We start from the raw sequence: 17,143 nt of genomic DNA, 5'->3' as shown, positions 1-17,143 counted from the left end.
CCTGACGATGTCACGTACGGGCGGCATGGGCTGTTCCGTACGCTCTGCCGGTCGCAAAGGCCGGCAGAGCACGGAATGTCAGTCAGCCGACATCGAGGTAGTCGACGTTGGGCAGTCCGGCTGCCGTGGTCGGATCCCACCGGATGGTGTTGCTGCCGGCGTTCAGCGAGACGGTCACGGTCTTGGTCGTCCACGTCGTCCACGCACCGGTGGACTCGAACGACACCGTCCCCACCGTGGATCCGTTGACGACCAGGTTCGCCGGCCTCGCACCGCTGGTGGCGCCGTTGGCGAACCGGATCCCCAGCGTCGCCGTACGGGCGGTCTCGGAGTGCACGGTGAACTCCGCGAAGGCCCCCGCGGTGGCATTGCCGTTGCAGAACCCGCTACCGGAATAGCCCGCTTGGTTCGAGTCGATCGTGCCCTGGCACTGCGCCGGAGCGGTCTCTGCCTCGTAACGCCCCGGAGGTGCTGGTGTGCCGGCCGAGGTCTTGACGAGTGAGAGCTGGTCGACGGTGACGCCGCCCGAACCCGACGCCCGCACGGTGACGGTGGCGGCCCCGCCGGGCAGCTCGATGCCGGTGAGCTCGCGCTTGGCCCAGCCGCTCGACGACGGTATGCCGAGGGTGCGTTGGCTGCCGTCGGCGCCGGTGATCACGACCTGCCCGGCGCTGCCCCGAGCGTGCAGGGACAGGGTGTAGGTGCCTGCGGGCACCGACTCGATCCGCTGCTCGACGCCGCCGCTGTTGCTCACCTGGAGGGCGAAGCGGGACCCGTTCGCACCACCGTTGACGTTGGTCACCGAACCGCTGAGGTTCCGCCATCCCCGAACGCTGGAGACGATGACGCGGTCGGCCTGGATGTCGGGGTTGAGGATGTAGTTGTTCGCCGGTCCGACGCGCCACTCCCCGGTCGTGGCGTTGAACTGCCACTGGCTCACCGAGTGGAACTGTGGCCTCGCGCCGGTCTTGGTCACCGGCATCCACTGGTTGTACCCGATGCCGTTCCAGGCGAAGTCGGCCCAGCGGTCGCCGGCGAAGATCACTGTGTTCTGCTTGGTGCCCTTGACCGTCACGAAGAACCCGGTCTGGGTCACGTGGCTGTAGTCCATCTCGGTGCCGGGAAGCGTGTACTCGCCGGTGTAGGAACCCTGGATGTTGCCGCTGGTCGACTCCAGGACGTGCGCCACCGAACTGTTCCAGCCGTGCAGGTCCGACGCCGCGTGGTAGTACTTGCCGTCGAGTTTGAACATGGCGTTGCCCTCGCGGCCGGAGGAGTTCTGGCCGATCTGCACGCCGGGCTCCGCCCGCAGTGAGTCGGACTCCCTGAGCTTGCTGACGAAGGCGCGACCGCGGCCTTCCCGGTTGGAGAAGATCAGGTAGTCCTTGCCGTCGTCGTCGGTGAAGACGGTCTGATCGCCGGTGCCGGTCGTGGGCGAGTTGGTGATCTGGGTCTGGAAGTAGCCGTAGTCGAAGGCGTCGGTGGGGGAGTCACCCTGGAGGAACAGGACCCCGTGCCCGCCTCCGACGTAGGCCTGGGTGGCGAGCACGTACTTTCCGGTGTTCTCGTTGTACGAGACCCCGAGCCGCCCGACCCATCCTGCCTGCCCGAGGGTGGCGCCGTTCTGGATCCGGGTCGAGCGCGTCGCGACGTTGTTCTCGAACTTCCAGTTCACCAGGTCCTTGGACGAGTACACGGGGATCGAGACGAAGCTGACGTTCCCGTCGTACTTAGTCGTCGGATTGGCGCGGTAGAGCTCGGCGCCGGTGTAGTGCACGCCGTACCAGTAGTAGGTGTCACCGAACTTGAAGACCCCGCCGCCCTGCGAATAGATGGGGTTGCCGCTGGTGTCGTTCCAGAAGGTGTTGTTCGTGATGGTCTGGAACGTGCCTTCGTCAGCGGCCTTCAGATCGGCGGCGGCGGTCATCAGCGCCGTCTTCGCGTCGGCGACGTCCGACGTGGTGGCCGAAGTGTCGCCGGCGACCTCGGCCGCGGCGGTCAACGCCTTGGCGAAGGGCTTCCAGGAGTCAGCCGTGTACTTCGTCGGAGTGCGCGTCTGGTAGTCGGACACCAGGTACTCGAGGCCGCGATCCACCACCGGTCCAGCAGCCGCCCCCTGGTCCTGGAGCTCCGTTGCCTGTCTCTGCGGCGCGGGTGTCTCCGCCGCGGCGGTGCTCGCCGAGAGTGGTGCCGATAACGCCACGGACAACAGCGCGGCGGCAGCCAACTTCCAGTACTTCGAGACGACATGCGATCTCTGCTTCACGGGGTCACCTTCCGTCGTTCTCAAAGGCGCCGAGATCCGGCGCACTTCCGCTGAAGGGCAGTCCCACGTCGGCGCCCTTGTCGATCAGGGCACTGTTCGCCGCGAGACGGAGGTGGGGCAGCACGGGCAGGGCCCCGTCGCTCTGGCGGGGCGCGTCCCAGCCGGACGTCGACACACTGCGGAACTGGGAGTCCGACAGGGGAACGCCGAGGTTCCAGGAGTTGTACGCGGCGTTCGTGCCGCTCATGTTCGACGTCGCCGTTCCCGTGTAGGCGACGTTGTTGCGCAGGGTGCCCCGGCCGACGGCGGCGCCGCGCGAGTCGATTCCCAGCATGTTGAAGTTGGGGTGGTTTCCGTAGCCGGTGTTGTTGAAGAAGTCGTTGGCCACCGGGTGGTGGTTGGCGTAGAAGCCGGCCGCCTTGTTGAGGAACGCCACCGAGGAACGGACGGTGTGCTTCGGCGCGTTGGCCTCGTAGTCGCCCCCGTAGCCACCGGACTTGAAGCCGGCTCCGTTGCCGGAGGGCGTCGTCGTCCCCGGAACGTACCCGTTGCGCCAGGCCCACGAGTTCTCGATGAGCACGGGAGAGTAGGTGGAGATGAGGTCGAAACCGTCATCGGCGTTCCACCACGATCGGCAACCCCGGAACACATTCGTGGGGCGGCCGGCCGGCGTGTAGTGCGAACCGAGTCCGTCGGCGTTCTCGCCGGGCCCGTCGACGCTGCGCGGGTCGTAGTTGTCATGCGCGTCCGAGTTGAGGACGAGGTTGCCGCCCCCGCCGCTGATGAACAGGCCGGTACCCATGTGGTGGTGGGTGTTGATCTGATCGAAGACGTCGTTGCTGCCGGAGACCCAGATCCCCCAGGACTCGGCGTTGCGGTTGTTGTTCTGGGGAACGCCCTTGACCTCCAGTCCTTTGAGGTGGATCCAGCTGCCGGTGACGTCGAAGCCCTTGATGCGGCAGTTATCCGTCATCCGCGAGAAGTCGAAGACCGGTTTCTCGCCCGGCTGGGCCCAGTACCGGATCGGGATGCCCGAGCTGCCGCTCTTGTTGAGAGTGATCGCGTCGACCTTGGCGGTCTGGCTCGAACAGGCGCTGTTCGCGCGGGTGTAGGCGTAGGTGCCGCCCCGGAAGTAGACCGTGTCGCCCGCCGTGGCGACGGCCTGTGCACGGGCGATCGATGCCCACGGAGCGGCCTGCGTACCTGCTGCTCCGTCGTTTCCGTTCGGGGCGACGTAGTAGGTGTTTCCGGCCGCCGCGGCGCTCGCGGACGCCGAGCCGGGGATCATGGCGACGGAACTCGCCGTGACCAGCGAGAGCAGGAGGGCAGGGGTGCCGAACTTCGCGGTTCTCACAGTGTCATCTCCCGAGTCAGATGTCGTCCCGTGCGGCAGTGGGGCTCGTGCCTGCCTGGAGTACTCAGCGCAGGCGAAAGCTGTTTTCGAAGCGCGGGACCAGGCGCGTGTCTTTCAAGAACTTCATGGCGCCGGCGGCCACGTTGGCGATGAGGCGGCGCGAGTCGATCAGGAAGACCCCGACCAGTGGGATCACTGACACGAGGGCTCGGACCGTCCTGTCGGCCGGCGCCCCGGAGGGCTCCCGACATGTACGGAGTGATCATCAGCGTCCGCTCAGCCGGGCGGAATCGGCGCGATGTGGCGTTGCCTTCAGGGAGTTGGTCGCGCCGAAGACCGAGGGCACGTGGCGGGTGGCCGACCAGTCGGCGGCTTTTGGCAACGTATTGGCCGTCCCCGGCCATGAACTTGCTGCCCAACCGGCTCAGTTGGATGCTCCAGACGTGGCGGATGTTGGGGCAGATCACCGCGCGCTCCTGGGATTTCCGCAGGCTGATGCGGGGATTGCCTCACCCGTCGTACCAGAGTCCGGGCCCGCCTTCGTCGCACGCCGCGGCCCGGTCGGAGCCAAGCCGCTTCCGCACGCCACCGTCAGGTAGGGACGACTGCGACCTCGGTCTGCGGCACCGCTGTCATTGAGGGCACCCGCGAACCGACCGGTCCGGTTCGCGCCCACCGCCGCGTGCTACCTGAGATACGCGGCGAGCGGGAGGTTCTGGCGGCGCACGTCACCGGCGACGAGCCCTGCGATCCGCTGGGCGCCGTAGGTGTCGAAGTGGGTGTGGTCGTTGCAGAAGAAGGTGCCCAGGGGACCGCTGCCTCCGTAGTCGCCGTTGTTCGGGCAGAAGCGCAGGCTGTTGTAGAGCGAGACACTGAGCGTCTGCAGGTCGATGACGGGGGCCCTGGTGGCGGATCCGGCGGCGAAGGTCTCGGCGACGAAGCCGCGGTTCTTGGTCGCTGTGCCGCCGGAGCAGGTGATGGCGGCCACCGGGGTGAGCAGCACCGGGTGTGCGCCCCGGGCCAGGGCGGCCTGCGCCATCATGGTCATCAGCTGTTGGTACCTGGCCGGGCCGACGTGCCGGGGGCAGGTCGAGGAGGAGTCGTTGATGCCGAACTGGATGAACAGGTAGTCGCCCGCCTTCATTCCGGTGCTCGAGTTCAGCATCGCCTGCCAGCGGGACGAGTACGAGGTGGAGGTGAGGCGGCACTCGCCGTCCGAGCCCTTGGTGCTGCTCACGTTCCCCTCGTACAGCCAGGTCTGGATGCTCCGGCCTCCCACGGCCTGGTTCTTGACGGTCACGTCACTGTTGAACAGGGCGTCGAACTGGCTGCCCCAGCCGACCGGACAACGGCCGGAACTCGGGTTGGCCATGGTGGAGTCGCCGGCCAGCCACACGGTGACCGGCGCGGCGACCGCCCGTGTGGCCGAGGTCTGGGTGCCGGAGGCACTGGTGCAGTTCGTGGTGACGCGGCCCGCCGCGGATGCGGCGTTGACACAGAGGATCGACAAGGCGATCACGAGCGCGGTCGTGATGAGAATCCGTAAGTTCCTCAACGGGTCCCTCCTTGGGACTGGCGCCGGGCGGCGGTCAGCGCAGGTAGGCGGCCAGGGGCAGGCGCTGCTCGCGGATGCTCTGGAGCACCAGCCCGCCCATCTGGCTCGCGCCGTACTGCGAGAAGTGGGTGTTGTCGGTGACACCGTCGACGGACGAGCGCAGGAAGAGCTGCGCGGAGGCGGACGGGCCGAGGGACTCGACCAGCGTCTTGCTCTTGGTGGTCAGATCGATCACCGGAACCCTCTGGGCCGTCCCGACCGAGCGCATCTCGGCGGGCAGGTTCACGCCGACGCCGTTGACGTGCAGGGCTGTTGACGTGAGCCGGCTGCCGTCGAACAGCCGGCGGACCGGCGGGGTCACCAGGACCGGGACGCCGCCCTTCGCACGGACCTGCGTGATCATGGAGGTGAGGTTGCTCCGGAAGGCCGACGCGCTGGTCTGCTTGTCGTTGTGGCCGAACTGGATGAACACCGCGTCGTTTGCCTTGACCTTCGACAACAGCGCTGGGAGGAGCGCCGAGTTCCTCAGAAAGCTGCCCGAACTCTCCCCCGAGTCCGCGTAGTTGGCGACCGACGCTCCTGGCCCCACCGCCGGCGTGATCATCTGGCCCCATCCCGTGTACGGGGCCGCGGGCTGGTCGCACACGGTCGAGTCACCGGCGAGGTAGGCGACAAGCGGCTGGGTCGCCGGTTTCACGGAGACGGCCGACACCTGCGGGTTGGTGCCCGCGAACCGGATGTCCAGCCCGGGGTTTCCGGTGCCGCCCTGGCCGGTCGGCTGCCCTTCCGGCTGCCGTACGTTGACCGTGAACGAGTACGTGGCGTTGGCACCGGCCGCCGTTTTCGTCGCCGGAAGCATCAGGCGCCGGGCCTCCACCCACATGTCGGTCTCGGCGGCAGTGGCACCGCCGATGGAGACCGTCACGTCGTAGTTGCCGGGTGAGACCGCGTAGTGACACTTGATCGGCGCAGTGCCGGAGCAACCGGCCGGCAGCGCCCGCGTGGCCGCTTCGGCGTGCGGCGCACCGGTGCCGACCAGCGTCGCAAGAGTCAGCAGACCCGCCACTCCCAGCTTGACCCCGTGCCTTTCGAGACCTGATGTCATGCCCATTACAATCACCAATCCCCATCCTTGACCGGAGAGTTGCCCGGGTTGAGGTCCATGGCCCGTTGCTCACGCCTGGGTGAAGCCGTTCATGATCGCTGTGGGCCGTTTGCTGGAGGAGTCCCAGGCGCCCATGTTGTAGCCGGTGAACGGGGACATGCACTCCGGCTCCCAGTAGAAGATGCCCTGCCCGCCGTTGGCCTTGAGGGCCTTGATGTAGGCGACCAGCGAGGCCTGGGTGGCGGAGACCCGGTCCACCCGGCCACCGAACTCGCTCTGCAGGAACGGTTTGCCGTAGGCGGCGGAGATCTTCTTCATGTTCGCCACGATCCCGGGGGCGAGGTCGGCACTGCCGTAGGACGAGAACACCGACATGTCCCACTTGCCACCGCTCGCCGCGAAGCGGCTGAAGAACGTCGTCATCACGTCGTACTTCTGCGGCTGGGCCAGGTGGATGCACACCGTAGAGTTCGGCGACACCGCCTTGACCTGGTCGTATGCGGCGTTGAGCAGTCCGGTCATCTGCGCCCCATTGGAGACGCTGCCGACGGGGCGGCAGATCCCGCTGTTGATCTCGTTGCCGATCTGGACCCAGGTGGGGAGCACGTCGTTGCTCCTCATGACCGTCATGGTCTGGTTCACGTACGTGCCCATCGCGGTGCGCATCTGGCTGTAGCTCATGTTCCGCCAGGCCGCGGGCGGGTTCTGCACGCCGACGGAGTTCCAGGTGTCGCCGAACATGTAGTCGAGCATGATCGACATGCCGGCGGCCTTGACCCGCTTGGCGAAGGCGGCGACCTCGTTGATGCCGCAGTGCCCGTTGGCCGGGTCGTTGGACGGGTTGACGAAGGTACGCAGGCGTACGGCGGTGATGCCGTAGCCCTTGAGGATCGTCAGCAGGTCCTGGGTCTGCCCGCTCGCGTTCTTCCAGGAGTAGCCGCGAGCCTCCATCTGAGGTGCCCAGCTGATGTCGACGCCCTTGACGAAGCTCGCGGCGGCCTCGGCAGGCGTCTCGAGTTCAGCGAACGCGGCGGCCGTGACAAGTGCCCCGGCGGTCGCGGTGGTGGCCCTGAACAGGGTTCGCCGGCTGATGCGCCCGGCAGCTGGTGTGGGGGGGTGCGGGGACATGGTGGGTCCTTTCCTTCCGCCGGCCGTGGGTGAGACGTCGCGGTCGGCGGAGAGCTGATCAGTGAGAAGGAGACTTCCCGGAGCGCGGCGGGTGATGGGGGCAACTGGCGCTCAGGCTCAAGGAGTTGGTGTAGCGCGTGCGATCCAGCCGATGCTGCCTCCCTCGGTGCGGCGACAACTGAGGCAGGACTGTTGCGAGTGGCACGTGTCGGAGGGGGCGGCCTTGGCATGCCAGGGACGCTCCTCGAGGTCGGAGCTGTGAGCGATCACAGAGGTGTGGCGACGAAAGTGCGCAATCGCATCACAATGAACCGGAGGTGCATCACGCAGCTTCTCGATCGGGCACGAAGCTGTCAACCATTGCTCACCGATCCAATGGAAGAAGCGGTGCGATCCTGTGGGCGGGTGCTTGCCGTGCCTCGGCTGTGGGCCGTCTGAACCGGTTGGAGTCATCCCAGTTCAAGTGCCCTTTCAGAAGGAATGCGGCGACGGGGAAGAGGCTGCGTACGGGCGTCTCGTCGGCTCGCACTCGAACACACTCGAACAGGGAAAGCCCACAGAATGCTTGACGGGCTATCAGCGGATTCCTACCCTCGCAGCGAATGGGAGCGTTCCCACGATGGGTCAGGCCGCCCTCTCCGTGTCTTCACATCACCCCCCCACACATCGGAGGTCATCGTGACCGATCCGCACCGGCATCCGCGCACGGCATCGCCCCCGAGGCGATGCCAACGCCGTACGAGCAAGCGGCTGTTCCGCGGCCTGACGGCCGCGACCACACTGGCCCTCTCCGCACTCACCGGAGTGCCGCAGGGCGCGCACGCCGCCACCGCGCGGCAGGCGGAACGCCTGGATCGGGGCCTGACCAGCGTCCACACCGGCAGCGGGAACCTGGTGTCGTGGCGGTGGCTGGCCACTGACCCCAACGACGTGGCCTTCAACGTCTACCGTGGTGCCACCAGGCTCAACTCCGCGCCCCTGAACAGCTCGACGAACTACCTGGACGCCGGCGCCCCGGACTCGGCCGACTACACGGTGCGCGCGGTGGTGAACGGCATCGAGCAGGCGCCGTCCGAACAAGCCCTTCAGTTCCGCACCGGGTACAAGGACGTGCCGATATCCCCGCCGCCCGGGGGCACTTCACCGGGCAACTCGCCGTACACCTACGAGGCCAACGACGCCTCCGTCGGCGACCTCGACGGCGACGGCGCCCTGGACATCGTTCTGAAGTGGCAGCCGACGAACGCCAAGGACAACTCCCAGTCCGGGTACAACGGCAACACGGTCGTCGACGGCATCAAGCTCGACGGGACCCGGCTGTGGCGTATCGACCTGGGCCGCAACATCCGCTCCGGCGCGCACTACACCCAGTTCCAGGTGTACGACTACGACAGCGACGGCAAGGCCGAAGTCGCCATGAAGACCGCCGACGGCACGAAGGACGGCACCGGCGCGGTCATAGGCAGTTCCTCGGCCGATCACCGCAACTCCTCGGGCTACGTGCTGTCCGGCCCCGAGTACCTGACGATGTTCAACGGGCAGACCGGCAAGGCGATGCAGTCCGTCGACTACGTCCCAGCCCGAGGCACGGTGTCGTCCTGGGGCGACTCGTACGGCAACCGCGTCGACCGCTTCCTCGCTGGAACGGCGTACCTGGACGGCGCCCGTCCCTCCCTGATCATGGCCCGCGGTTACTACACCCGCACCGTGATCGCTGCCTGGGACTGGCGGAACGGGCAGTTCACCCGCCGGTGGACCTTCGACTCCAATGCCAACAGCGGCTACGCCGGCCAGGGCAACCACCAGCTGTCAGTCGCGGACGTGGACGGAGACGGCAAGGACGAGGTCGTCTACGGCGCTATGGCCGTCGACGACAACGGCAACGGACTGTGGACGACACGGAACGGCCACGGGGACGCGATGCACGTAGGCGACCTCGACCCGTCCCGTCCGGGTCTGGAGGAGTTCAAGGTCGACGAGGACAGCTCCAAGCCCTCCTCCTGGATGGCGGACGCGAGGACCGGCCAGATCCTCTGGTCCACCCCGGCCGGCGGTGACAACGGCCGGGGCGTGTCCGGTGACATCTGGTCCGGCAGCGCGGGCGCCGAGTCGTGGTCGTCGCTCGTGAGCGGCGTCCGCAACCCCAAGGGCACGGTGGTCGCCAGTCGCAAGCCCGGGTCCAGCAACTTCCTGGCGTGGTGGGACGGCGACACCACCCGCGAACTCCTCGACGGCACCCACATCGACAAGTACGGCACCTCCGGCGACACCCGCTTGCTCACCGGCTCCGGGGTCCACTCCAACAACGGCACCAAGTCGACGCCGTCCTTGTCCGGCGACATCCTCGGCGACTGGCGCGAGGAGGTCATCTGGCCGACGTCCAACAACACGGCCCTGCGGATCTACTCCACGCCCCACCAGACCAATACGCGAATCACGACCCTCCTCCACGACACCCAGTACCGAACGGCCCTGGCCTGGCAGAACACCGCCTACAACCAGCCCCCACACCCCAGCTTCTTCATCGGCGGCAACATGCCCACGCCACCTCGCCCCACCGTCGCGCTGCCGAACAGCCTCTGAGCTGGACAGCCGACTTCCCTGATGCTTGAGCGAGTTCAAGCATCAGGGATCTGGTGTTCGTCGAACGAGTGGAACCTGGCACGGGTAACGCAGCACTGGCAGTGGTGCACGCGCCACGCTGATGGTGTTCTTGGAGCGGGCGGCGCGGAGCGTAGTCACCTGGCCGTAAACACGTCTCAGTCCCAGGGCTCTATCTCTGACCAACCGGCATCCGCAAGACCTCCTCCGACCGGGATCCCGGTTCTGCGTGAGAGGGGTTCAGTCGCTTGCCCGAGACCTCACCGACCATCCCGCGCAGCTCACCTCATGCCGTGCCCGCAACCGGCGAAATTCTTCGCACGTCAACGGCCTCGCTAACTAGCGAAGAGAGTTGCACGTCGTCGGGCTCCTGCCGACACTCACCCGCAGAACGCCGGTGACTGTCGCAGCCATCCGGCCCGGTTCGGCGTATCGATCGCACGCCTCCTGCGAGAGGAAGATCTACCGGGCCACGTTCCGCTCCCCGGGCCGCAGTCGGGCTCAGTCCCCGAAGACAATGGTGGTGAGCCGGTTCCACCCGAGGATGTCCAGGCGCCGGCTGACGAAGAACGCGGGCACGCCGAGCGTGCCGCGGCGGTGCTGGGTAGCGGGCTGAAGCAGCTGCGGCAGGTGCGCCACCGCGGTGTGCAGTTCCGGTATCGGGCTGGGCCGGCCGGATCAGATGGCCCCGTTCCTCCTTGGCCAGGCGCACTGCGGTCGCTGCATGGGAAGGCATCGCAGTCCTCCGATTGCCGAACGTGCTCCCAGACGCGGAGCAGCGCGGCTTGTCCGGCTGGTGGGCGCGCAGTTGACCAGGTCGCAGACCAGGCGGCATCGCCATCCGGCCCAACTGCGCGCCCACGAGGATGCGGAGGTAGCACCCGTCGCCGAGACTCGGGTCCCTGCTACATGCCGGCCGGAAGGGCGGAGCCGACAACGCTGCTGTTGACGCCGCTCATGATGCCGTTGATGATGCCTTGCTGGGTCACCGCGAGGGAGCGCCTGTCGAACAGCCCGAACCCGTACCGGCCGGTTGCACCGTTGTCCCAGTAGATGCTGGACGCCCCGTACTTCTTGGCGGTGGCCGCAACGGCCCGTGCGAAGTCCGCACGATACCTGTTGTTCGAAGAATCGAACGACGACTTGTCGATCGCTCCGTATTCGCCGACGACCACCGGATATCCCTTCGCGACGAACACGTCGTGCATCATCTTGAGTTGGGCGTCCAGGTAGTCTTCCTGTCCCCAGGTCGACTTCCGCGATGGATTGGTCGCCGCTCGTCCCCACTGCGTGATGGTGCCGCTTTCCTCTCCGGCGAAGTCCCACGGAGCGTAGTGGTGGACGGAGATCATGATCCTCCGTTCACTGGCGGGAATGGAGGGAGAGCGATACTGGTCGGACGGAAGCCTGAAGCCGTAATTCCCCGCGGTGTAGTCGATGTTCGTGTTCCAGCCGGCCACGAGCAGCCACCTCGAACTGTTGTTTCCGCCCGTTTTCCGTACGGTGTCCACGAAGATCTGGTTGTAACTGTTGATGTTCGAGTAGCACGGTTGGGTCGGACGGCCGTACTGCCCGTCGAACTCCTCGTTCATGGACTCGAGGATCAGGCGCTGGTCGTAGTTCTTGAACCTGTTCGCGATCTGCTGCCAGGCCTTCTCGTACTTGGCCTTGATCGTCGTCTGGGAGGACGAATCGCAGATCAACCAGGAACCGCTGACGTTCTTGTAGCCGTCGCCGTGCATGTTGATCATCACATGCAGGCCCCTGTTGTAGGCGTAGTTGACGACCTCCTGGACCCTGTTCAGCCAGGCGGCGTTGATGGTGTAGTTCGGGCCGGGTCCTATGTATCCCAGGTAGGAGACCGGGATCCGGATCGTCTTGAACCCTGCCGCTCTCACCTTGTCGATGAGGGCCTGCGTCACGGTCGGCTGGCCCCATGCCGTTTCGCTGGGGTATCCGTTGGTGGTGGCTTCGAGTTGGTTCCCCAGATTCCATCCCGCGCCCATGTCGGCCACGATCTGCGAAGCGCTCGACTGTGCCACGGTATCGGCCGACGCCTGATGGGCCGTGCCGTACACAGCTGCGGCAACCGCCAACAGGACGGCAAGGAGAACGACTCTGATCTTCCCTGCTGGTGAAGCCATGGGCTTTCCTCTCTTGCAGTCTTGAGGGTGTCGAACCCTCAAGTGGACCTTTCTGACCGAGCGGGAGCGGCCTGAGCCGCCCGGCTTCTCGGGGGTGTGTTTTCTGGGGCCCGGGTCAACGTGCGCAGTTCGTGGGCGCTGCGGCTGACGCGCAGGCTTCCGGCAAGTGGTTCGGTGCAGCGAAGCGCTCGTGCTGTGACGAAGCCCCGGCCTCCCACTGGTGCGCGTCCGCGGACGGTCAGGCCATCCGGTCGGCCCGGGTGGGCTGCTCACGGCATGCGCGTCCCGGGGGGCCGTGCGTCGTTGCTTCTCAGCTCAGGGCGGATTCCCACGTGGTCGTGCCGGAGGTGGCGTCGGAGCGAAGGCGGCCGCGGGCCGCGGTGTCGCCGTACAGACTCCACCGCATCCAGTCCACGAAGGTGTTGACGGTGCGGGAGTCGCCGAAGTAGTTGCTGTGGCCGGCGCCGCGGAAGGTGAGGAACGCCTTGGCCGCGGGCAGTTCCCGGTACGCCTGACGGGCGGAGGAGATCGGGCACGTTCCGTCCCGGTCGCCGTGCGTGAACAGGACCTTGGCGCGGACCGACGGGCTCGGGTTGCCCATGTCCACACAGGACATGGGGATCGCTGCGGTGATCCGCGCGTCCGGCCAGGCCGTGAGCAGGCCGTGGGTGGTCATGCCGCCCATCGAGTGGCCGGAGACACCGACTCCGACCGCGGTGTTGAGGTGGCCGGCCAGCGGGTCTCCGGCCGTGTTCAGGGCGAGGGTCCGGGTGATGACCTCGGAAACGTCCTTGGACTGGTTGCCGTTGTAGACGTCCTGGCCACTGAGGTTGGCGAAGTGGGGGGCGGGGACCACGAAGCCGGCCTCGGCCAGAGGGCGGATGATCGCCAGGGAATTCTGCGGGCTGCTGCTGAAGCCGTGCATGAACTCGCAGACCGGGAAGACGCCTTGGGCGACGGGTGCGTTGGTGACCGGGGAGCCACCGGGAGTGCCGGTGGCGGGGTAGTAGACGTAGGTGGTCCACCGGCGGCTGCCGCGGCTCCAGGCATATGGCCGCACGCCGACCGCGAACCGCTGGGTCGGAGCTCCGGCGCTTGCGACGGCACCTGCTTGCCCTGTGCCGAGCAGGGACAGGCCTGCGCCCGCGGCTCCGGCTGCGCTCAGGGTCAGGAAACTACGCCGTTGCATGGTCATGAAGACTCCTGGTGTGGGGGGTGCGGAGCGCTGCTCGGTCAGGTGCCGGGAAGAGGCATCAGTGATGCCGGCGCGGTCGCACTGACCGAGGTGGTGGGGTCGTGGCCGTGGGGGTGGTCAGGTGGGCGTATCAGGAACGGTGGGGGACGTTCCGGTCCTGCCTGTGGCAGCGACCGTGGTGGTGATCGATGTGGCGTTGCCCTGCGGGCAGAGACACGGTGACGGCGAGCCGGTGACCACCTGTGCCGCGCCTCTGGGAGCGTTCCCACATCGGGTTGCAACAGTCAGAGTCCCGATCGGGTGCCGGTCTGTCAATCATCGGCGCCCAACTCTGTTGTCTTCGACGCGCATTCGACAGATCGAGGGGCGGGCGACGCGGTATCGCGTCTCCGTACATCGCCCCGTCACGCTCGCGACGGTCCCTCGTCAGCCGTGACCGATACCCGCACTCATGCCGGCGATCGTATGGGCCCGGATGTCGAGGTGCGGTCCCTCCGCGAATCGGGTCACCACGGCGCGGACATGGTCCTGGGCGGGCTGGAGCAGCCCGTCGTACACCGCGACGCAGACTTCCCGCGCCCGTGACCGGGGCCAGTCGGATGGCAGCAGCCCGATGGGGAGCAACGGGTCCAGGATGGGGAAGTGCCGGTAGGCGTGCAGGACCTCGGTCCGGGCGCGCACCGCGTCGGCACCGGTGACGCCGTCGGCGCTGATGTGCGGAAGCAAGCCGCTCCAACGACTGATGAACGCGTGGTAGTGCTCGGCGATGCCGGTGAGGTCCCACGCCTCGACCGGGTTGCGGTCGACAGCCGTGTCCAGTTCCTCCTGCCGCGCGCGGAACACGGTCACCGCTCCCCGCGCCAGGTCGGCCACCTCGATCCGCCCCTTGGGCGTCAGCGGATGCGGCGACACCCAGAGCGCGTCGTACAGCGGCGCGAACCCGCGCCAACGCAGCGCGGTGCGCAACGCCCGCCGCCGCGTGCTCTCCTGTTCCGGAACGGAGAAGGCGATCAGTGTCCACCGTCCGTCCCACGAGTCGGGCTGAGTGGTGAAGGTGGCGATCGAGCTGGCGCCGCTCCACAGATCGACGGCGGCCTGAGACGTGAGCCGGTAGGAGCTGTACCGCCCTTGCCGGCTGCCCTCCAGCACCCCACGGCGCATCAGCCTGCTGATCGTCGTACGGGCCGCGCCCGGGGTCACATGGAACTCGCCGAGCAGTGCCACGATCGCCGCCGACGGCAACCAGGACCGGACCGGGAACGTGTAATCGGCGATCAACGTCACCGCGAGGCCCTGTGGCGAGACGGTGCTCTGCCAGCCGGGCGACCGCACGGGGCCGGCGGCGCCGTCACCCTCGTCGGAGAAGATCTCCTCGAGGTGGGACAGGTTCGGCAAGGTCGGCTCCGACGCGGTGGACAGGATCGGCACCACTTTAACGGCTGGGAGATCGTCGGGTGGAGCTCCGACGGGATCGGCCCACCCGGCGGAACCTCCGCGCACCGGTGAAGCGAAGGCGCCCGGACAGTGCCCCGCGGGCTCGGCACCCTTGCCTCCCGCTGCGCCTCGCGCTTCCGCGTCGCCCACGTACTGCTTTCGCACGTCGAGGCCGGGAGTCCGTCCGCGGAGGGAGGTGACGGTGCGCTACGGCCTCAGCGAGGCCGGCAATGGATGGGAAGGGCTTGGCATCCCATGGTCGGCGGGCGCATCCGTCACCGCCGGGTGAGGGTGGACGGCGCCCCGGCGGACTGGTCCCCCTCGTCGCTCAGGCTCAGGGTGTCTCGGGCGGTCATCGTGACGACGTAGACATTGCCGTTGGGGCAGGCCAGTTCGGCCGACGGGTCGGTGGGTTGGCTGGTGACAGCCTTGAGGACCATTGAGGCCTTGCGTACCTCCCGCAATGTGAGGGTTTCGGTGCATCCCAGCTCAAGGCCGGTGTTCACTTCGGTCACGTTGCTGACCTGCTTGCCCGCCAGCTCACCCTGTTGTGCCGCGTGGAGAGTAAGAGTGACGGTGAACCGGTCGGTCCGTGGCTGACTGACACTGTCAGGGGTGGGATTGCCCGGCCCGGTGCCGACCCATGTACCTGCCCAGGCCGCGGGAAGCGATGTGGCAGCGGATGACGGCGAAGGTGTCCCGCCGGACGCGTCATCGCCGGAGAAGTGCTGCACGACGAACGAGCCTGCCGTCGCCATCAAGGCCGCGGCCGTCGTCCCGGCGACCACCCGGCCGGTACGGCTTGACACCCACCGTCGCACGGCGTCGGAAGGCGGCAGGACGGCGGTCCCCGCGTCGGGCGGAGCCGGGCCGAATTCGGGCTCATGGGACACAGCCGGAACAGATGGCGATGGCACTCTCGTGGAGACCAACGCGTCCGCCTCCTCCTCGCGCACGGCGAGATCTTTTTCCAGTGCCTCGGGCAGCAACTGCGGCCAGGTACCGCACCGGCCGCCCAGGCGTTCCAGCAGAACGCTCACATCGGCGGGCGTGGGCCGGTGCTCGGGGTTCTTGGCCAGACAGGACCGCAAGAGCGGGATCAGGGCCGCCGGTACGCCGTCGAGGTTCGGCTCCTGATGCACGATGCGGTAGAGCAGCACCGCAGGCGAGAACTCCTCGTTGGGGCGGGAAAACGGGCCCCGGCCCGTTGCCGCGTACACCAGCACCGCAGCCAGCGAGAACACATCACCGGGCGCACCCGATTCCCCGGCGCTCGCCTGCTCCGGCGCCAGATAGCCGGGGGTACCGATCACACCGCCGGTCCTCGTGTGACGCGTGTCCTCCCTCGCGCGCGCGATCCCGAAGTCGATGAGCAACGGACTGCGGCGGCCCAGCAGCACATTGGACGGCTTGACATCCCGGTGGGCCAGCCCGGCCCCGTGTACCGCTCCCAGCGCCCCGAAAAGCTCGGCCGCCAGTGCCAGTACGCTCTGCTCGGGCAGCGGGCCGTACTGCCGTACCCACTCCGCCAGGGACGGCGCGGCCACGTACTCGGTGGCGAGCCACTGCGGGCGCTGCCCCACCGGGCTGTAGTCCACCACCGCAGGCGTCCACGGGGAGCGCACCTGGTCGCTGTTACGGATTTCCCGCGCGAACCGCTCCTCGAACCCCGGCTCCCGTCCGAATTCGGCGCGCACCGTCTTGAGCGCCAGCGGACGCCCCGACACCGTCCGGGACAGATACACCCGCCCCATTCCGCCCTCACCGAGCCGCGCCAGCAGTGGATAACCCCCAACAGCCCCCGGATCAGACTCGTCCAGCAATTCCACGCCCCGCGCCCTCTCCCATGTGCACCGCCGATCAGGTTCAGCCCCCGGACCAGCACAACCAAGCACCGCATCCGTGGCGTCCGCGCCAAGCATCACCTTTTACACCCGCAACACACTATTCTCAGCGAAACTCCTGGCAGCGCGAGCCCCCTCACCAGCCGAAAGGCCAAGTGGACGGTCAGGTGGAAAATCCGGGCCGGGGGGCGGACAGGGTGGACGGTCTTCCAGCGAATGTGCCGGAAGTCACGGCGGACGCGGGCGAGGGAGAGTCCACCCGGGGACCCGGCCTTCCAGCAGGCTCGTGAGTCCCACCCACTCGGGTCCGACCCGGCGACCTGGACCGCGCTGCGAGCTGTGTCCTCAGGCGCGGATGCGGACGCGATACGTCACGTCCGGAAGAGCTACGGCCGGTACGGGCCCCGGGGAACTGAGCAGTGGACCGCACAGCTCTGCGCGAACTCATCCACGGCCACCTCGTCCGCTTTGAGGAGAGCAGAAACGGAGCAGCGTCAGGACGCCCGCCTAGTCCGTG

At 67.5% G+C, this 17,143-nt stretch carries 11 protein-coding genes; 1 reads left to right on the top strand and 10 read right to left on the bottom strand.

Going from position 1 to position 17,143, the window contains the following annotated elements; genetic code table 11:
• Positions 1–82 precede the first annotated feature (82 nt).
• From AQJ46_RS59160 to AQJ46_RS40090, 6 genes are all read right to left on the bottom strand, one after another.
• Positions 83–2,266 (bottom strand): family 43 glycosylhydrolase, encoded by a 2,184-nt coding sequence (locus AQJ46_RS59160; protein ID WP_404828517.1) that lies wholly within the window; start codon positions 2,264–2,266, stop codon positions 83–85.
• A 4-nt stretch (positions 2,267–2,270) separates the two neighbouring features.
• Positions 2,271–3,620, bottom strand: a complete 1,350-nt coding sequence (locus tag AQJ46_RS40105; protein ID WP_107117414.1) for a right-handed parallel beta-helix repeat-containing protein — start codon at positions 3,618–3,620, stop codon at positions 2,271–2,273.
• 64 nt (positions 3,621–3,684) lie between these two features.
• Positions 3,685–3,816, bottom strand: coding sequence for a hypothetical protein (locus AQJ46_RS58555; protein WP_263972894.1), 132 nt, complete (start codon positions 3,814–3,816; stop codon positions 3,685–3,687).
• Between the two features lie 489 nt (positions 3,817–4,305).
• The gene (locus tag AQJ46_RS40100; protein ID WP_059210258.1) at positions 4,306–5,175 is read right to left on the bottom strand and encodes an SGNH/GDSL hydrolase family protein; all 870 of its coding nucleotides are present in this window, start codon (positions 5,173–5,175) and stop codon (positions 4,306–4,308) included.
• A 34-nt stretch (positions 5,176–5,209) separates the two neighbouring features.
• Entirely contained in the window at positions 5,210–6,280 is a 1,071-nt protein-coding gene (locus tag AQJ46_RS40095; RefSeq protein WP_059210346.1) for a rhamnogalacturonan acetylesterase, read from the bottom strand.
• 69 nt (positions 6,281–6,349) lie between these two features.
• Positions 6,350–7,408 (bottom strand): glycosyl hydrolase 53 family protein, encoded by a 1,059-nt coding sequence (locus AQJ46_RS40090; protein WP_059210257.1) that lies wholly within the window; start codon positions 7,406–7,408, stop codon positions 6,350–6,352.
• Between the two features lie 678 nt (positions 7,409–8,086).
• Here AQJ46_RS40090 and AQJ46_RS40085 point away from each other — a divergent pair.
• Positions 8,087–9,991 carry a rhamnogalacturonan lyase gene (locus AQJ46_RS40085; RefSeq protein WP_059210256.1) on the top strand — a complete coding sequence of 635 codons (1,905 nt, stop codon included), beginning with the start codon at positions 8,087–8,089 and terminating at the stop codon, positions 9,989–9,991.
• A gap of 923 nt (positions 9,992–10,914) precedes the next feature.
• On the opposite strand, the gene AQJ46_RS40080 is transcribed toward AQJ46_RS40085, so the two are convergent.
• The 4 genes from AQJ46_RS40080 to AQJ46_RS40065 form a co-directional block, all read right to left on the bottom strand.
• On the bottom strand, positions 10,915–12,153 hold the full coding sequence (locus AQJ46_RS40080) for a glycoside hydrolase family 5 protein (RefSeq protein WP_059210255.1): 1,239 nt from the start codon (positions 12,151–12,153) through the stop codon (positions 10,915–10,917).
• A gap of 310 nt (positions 12,154–12,463) precedes the next feature.
• Positions 12,464–13,348: an alpha/beta hydrolase family protein gene (locus AQJ46_RS40075; RefSeq protein ID WP_059210254.1), complete on the bottom strand. Its 885-nt coding sequence runs from the start codon at positions 13,346–13,348 to the stop codon at positions 12,464–12,466.
• Between the two features lie 426 nt (positions 13,349–13,774).
• Positions 13,775–14,743, bottom strand: a complete 969-nt coding sequence (locus AQJ46_RS40070; RefSeq protein ID WP_059210345.1) for a PaaX family transcriptional regulator — start codon at positions 14,741–14,743, stop codon at positions 13,775–13,777.
• 314 nt (positions 14,744–15,057) lie between these two features.
• Positions 15,058–16,704: a serine/threonine-protein kinase gene (locus AQJ46_RS40065; protein ID WP_107117418.1), complete on the bottom strand. Its 1,647-nt coding sequence runs from the start codon at positions 16,702–16,704 to the stop codon at positions 15,058–15,060.
• Between the last annotated feature and the right edge of the window lie 439 nt (positions 16,705–17,143).

Origin of the sequence: Streptomyces canus, from assembly GCF_001514145.1 — a bacterium.
Classification (GTDB): Bacteria; Actinomycetota; Actinomycetes; order Streptomycetales; family Streptomycetaceae; genus Streptomyces; species Streptomyces canus.
The sequence above is the reverse complement of the archived record's forward strand: the minus strand, read 5'-3'. Positions and strand labels throughout refer to the sequence as shown.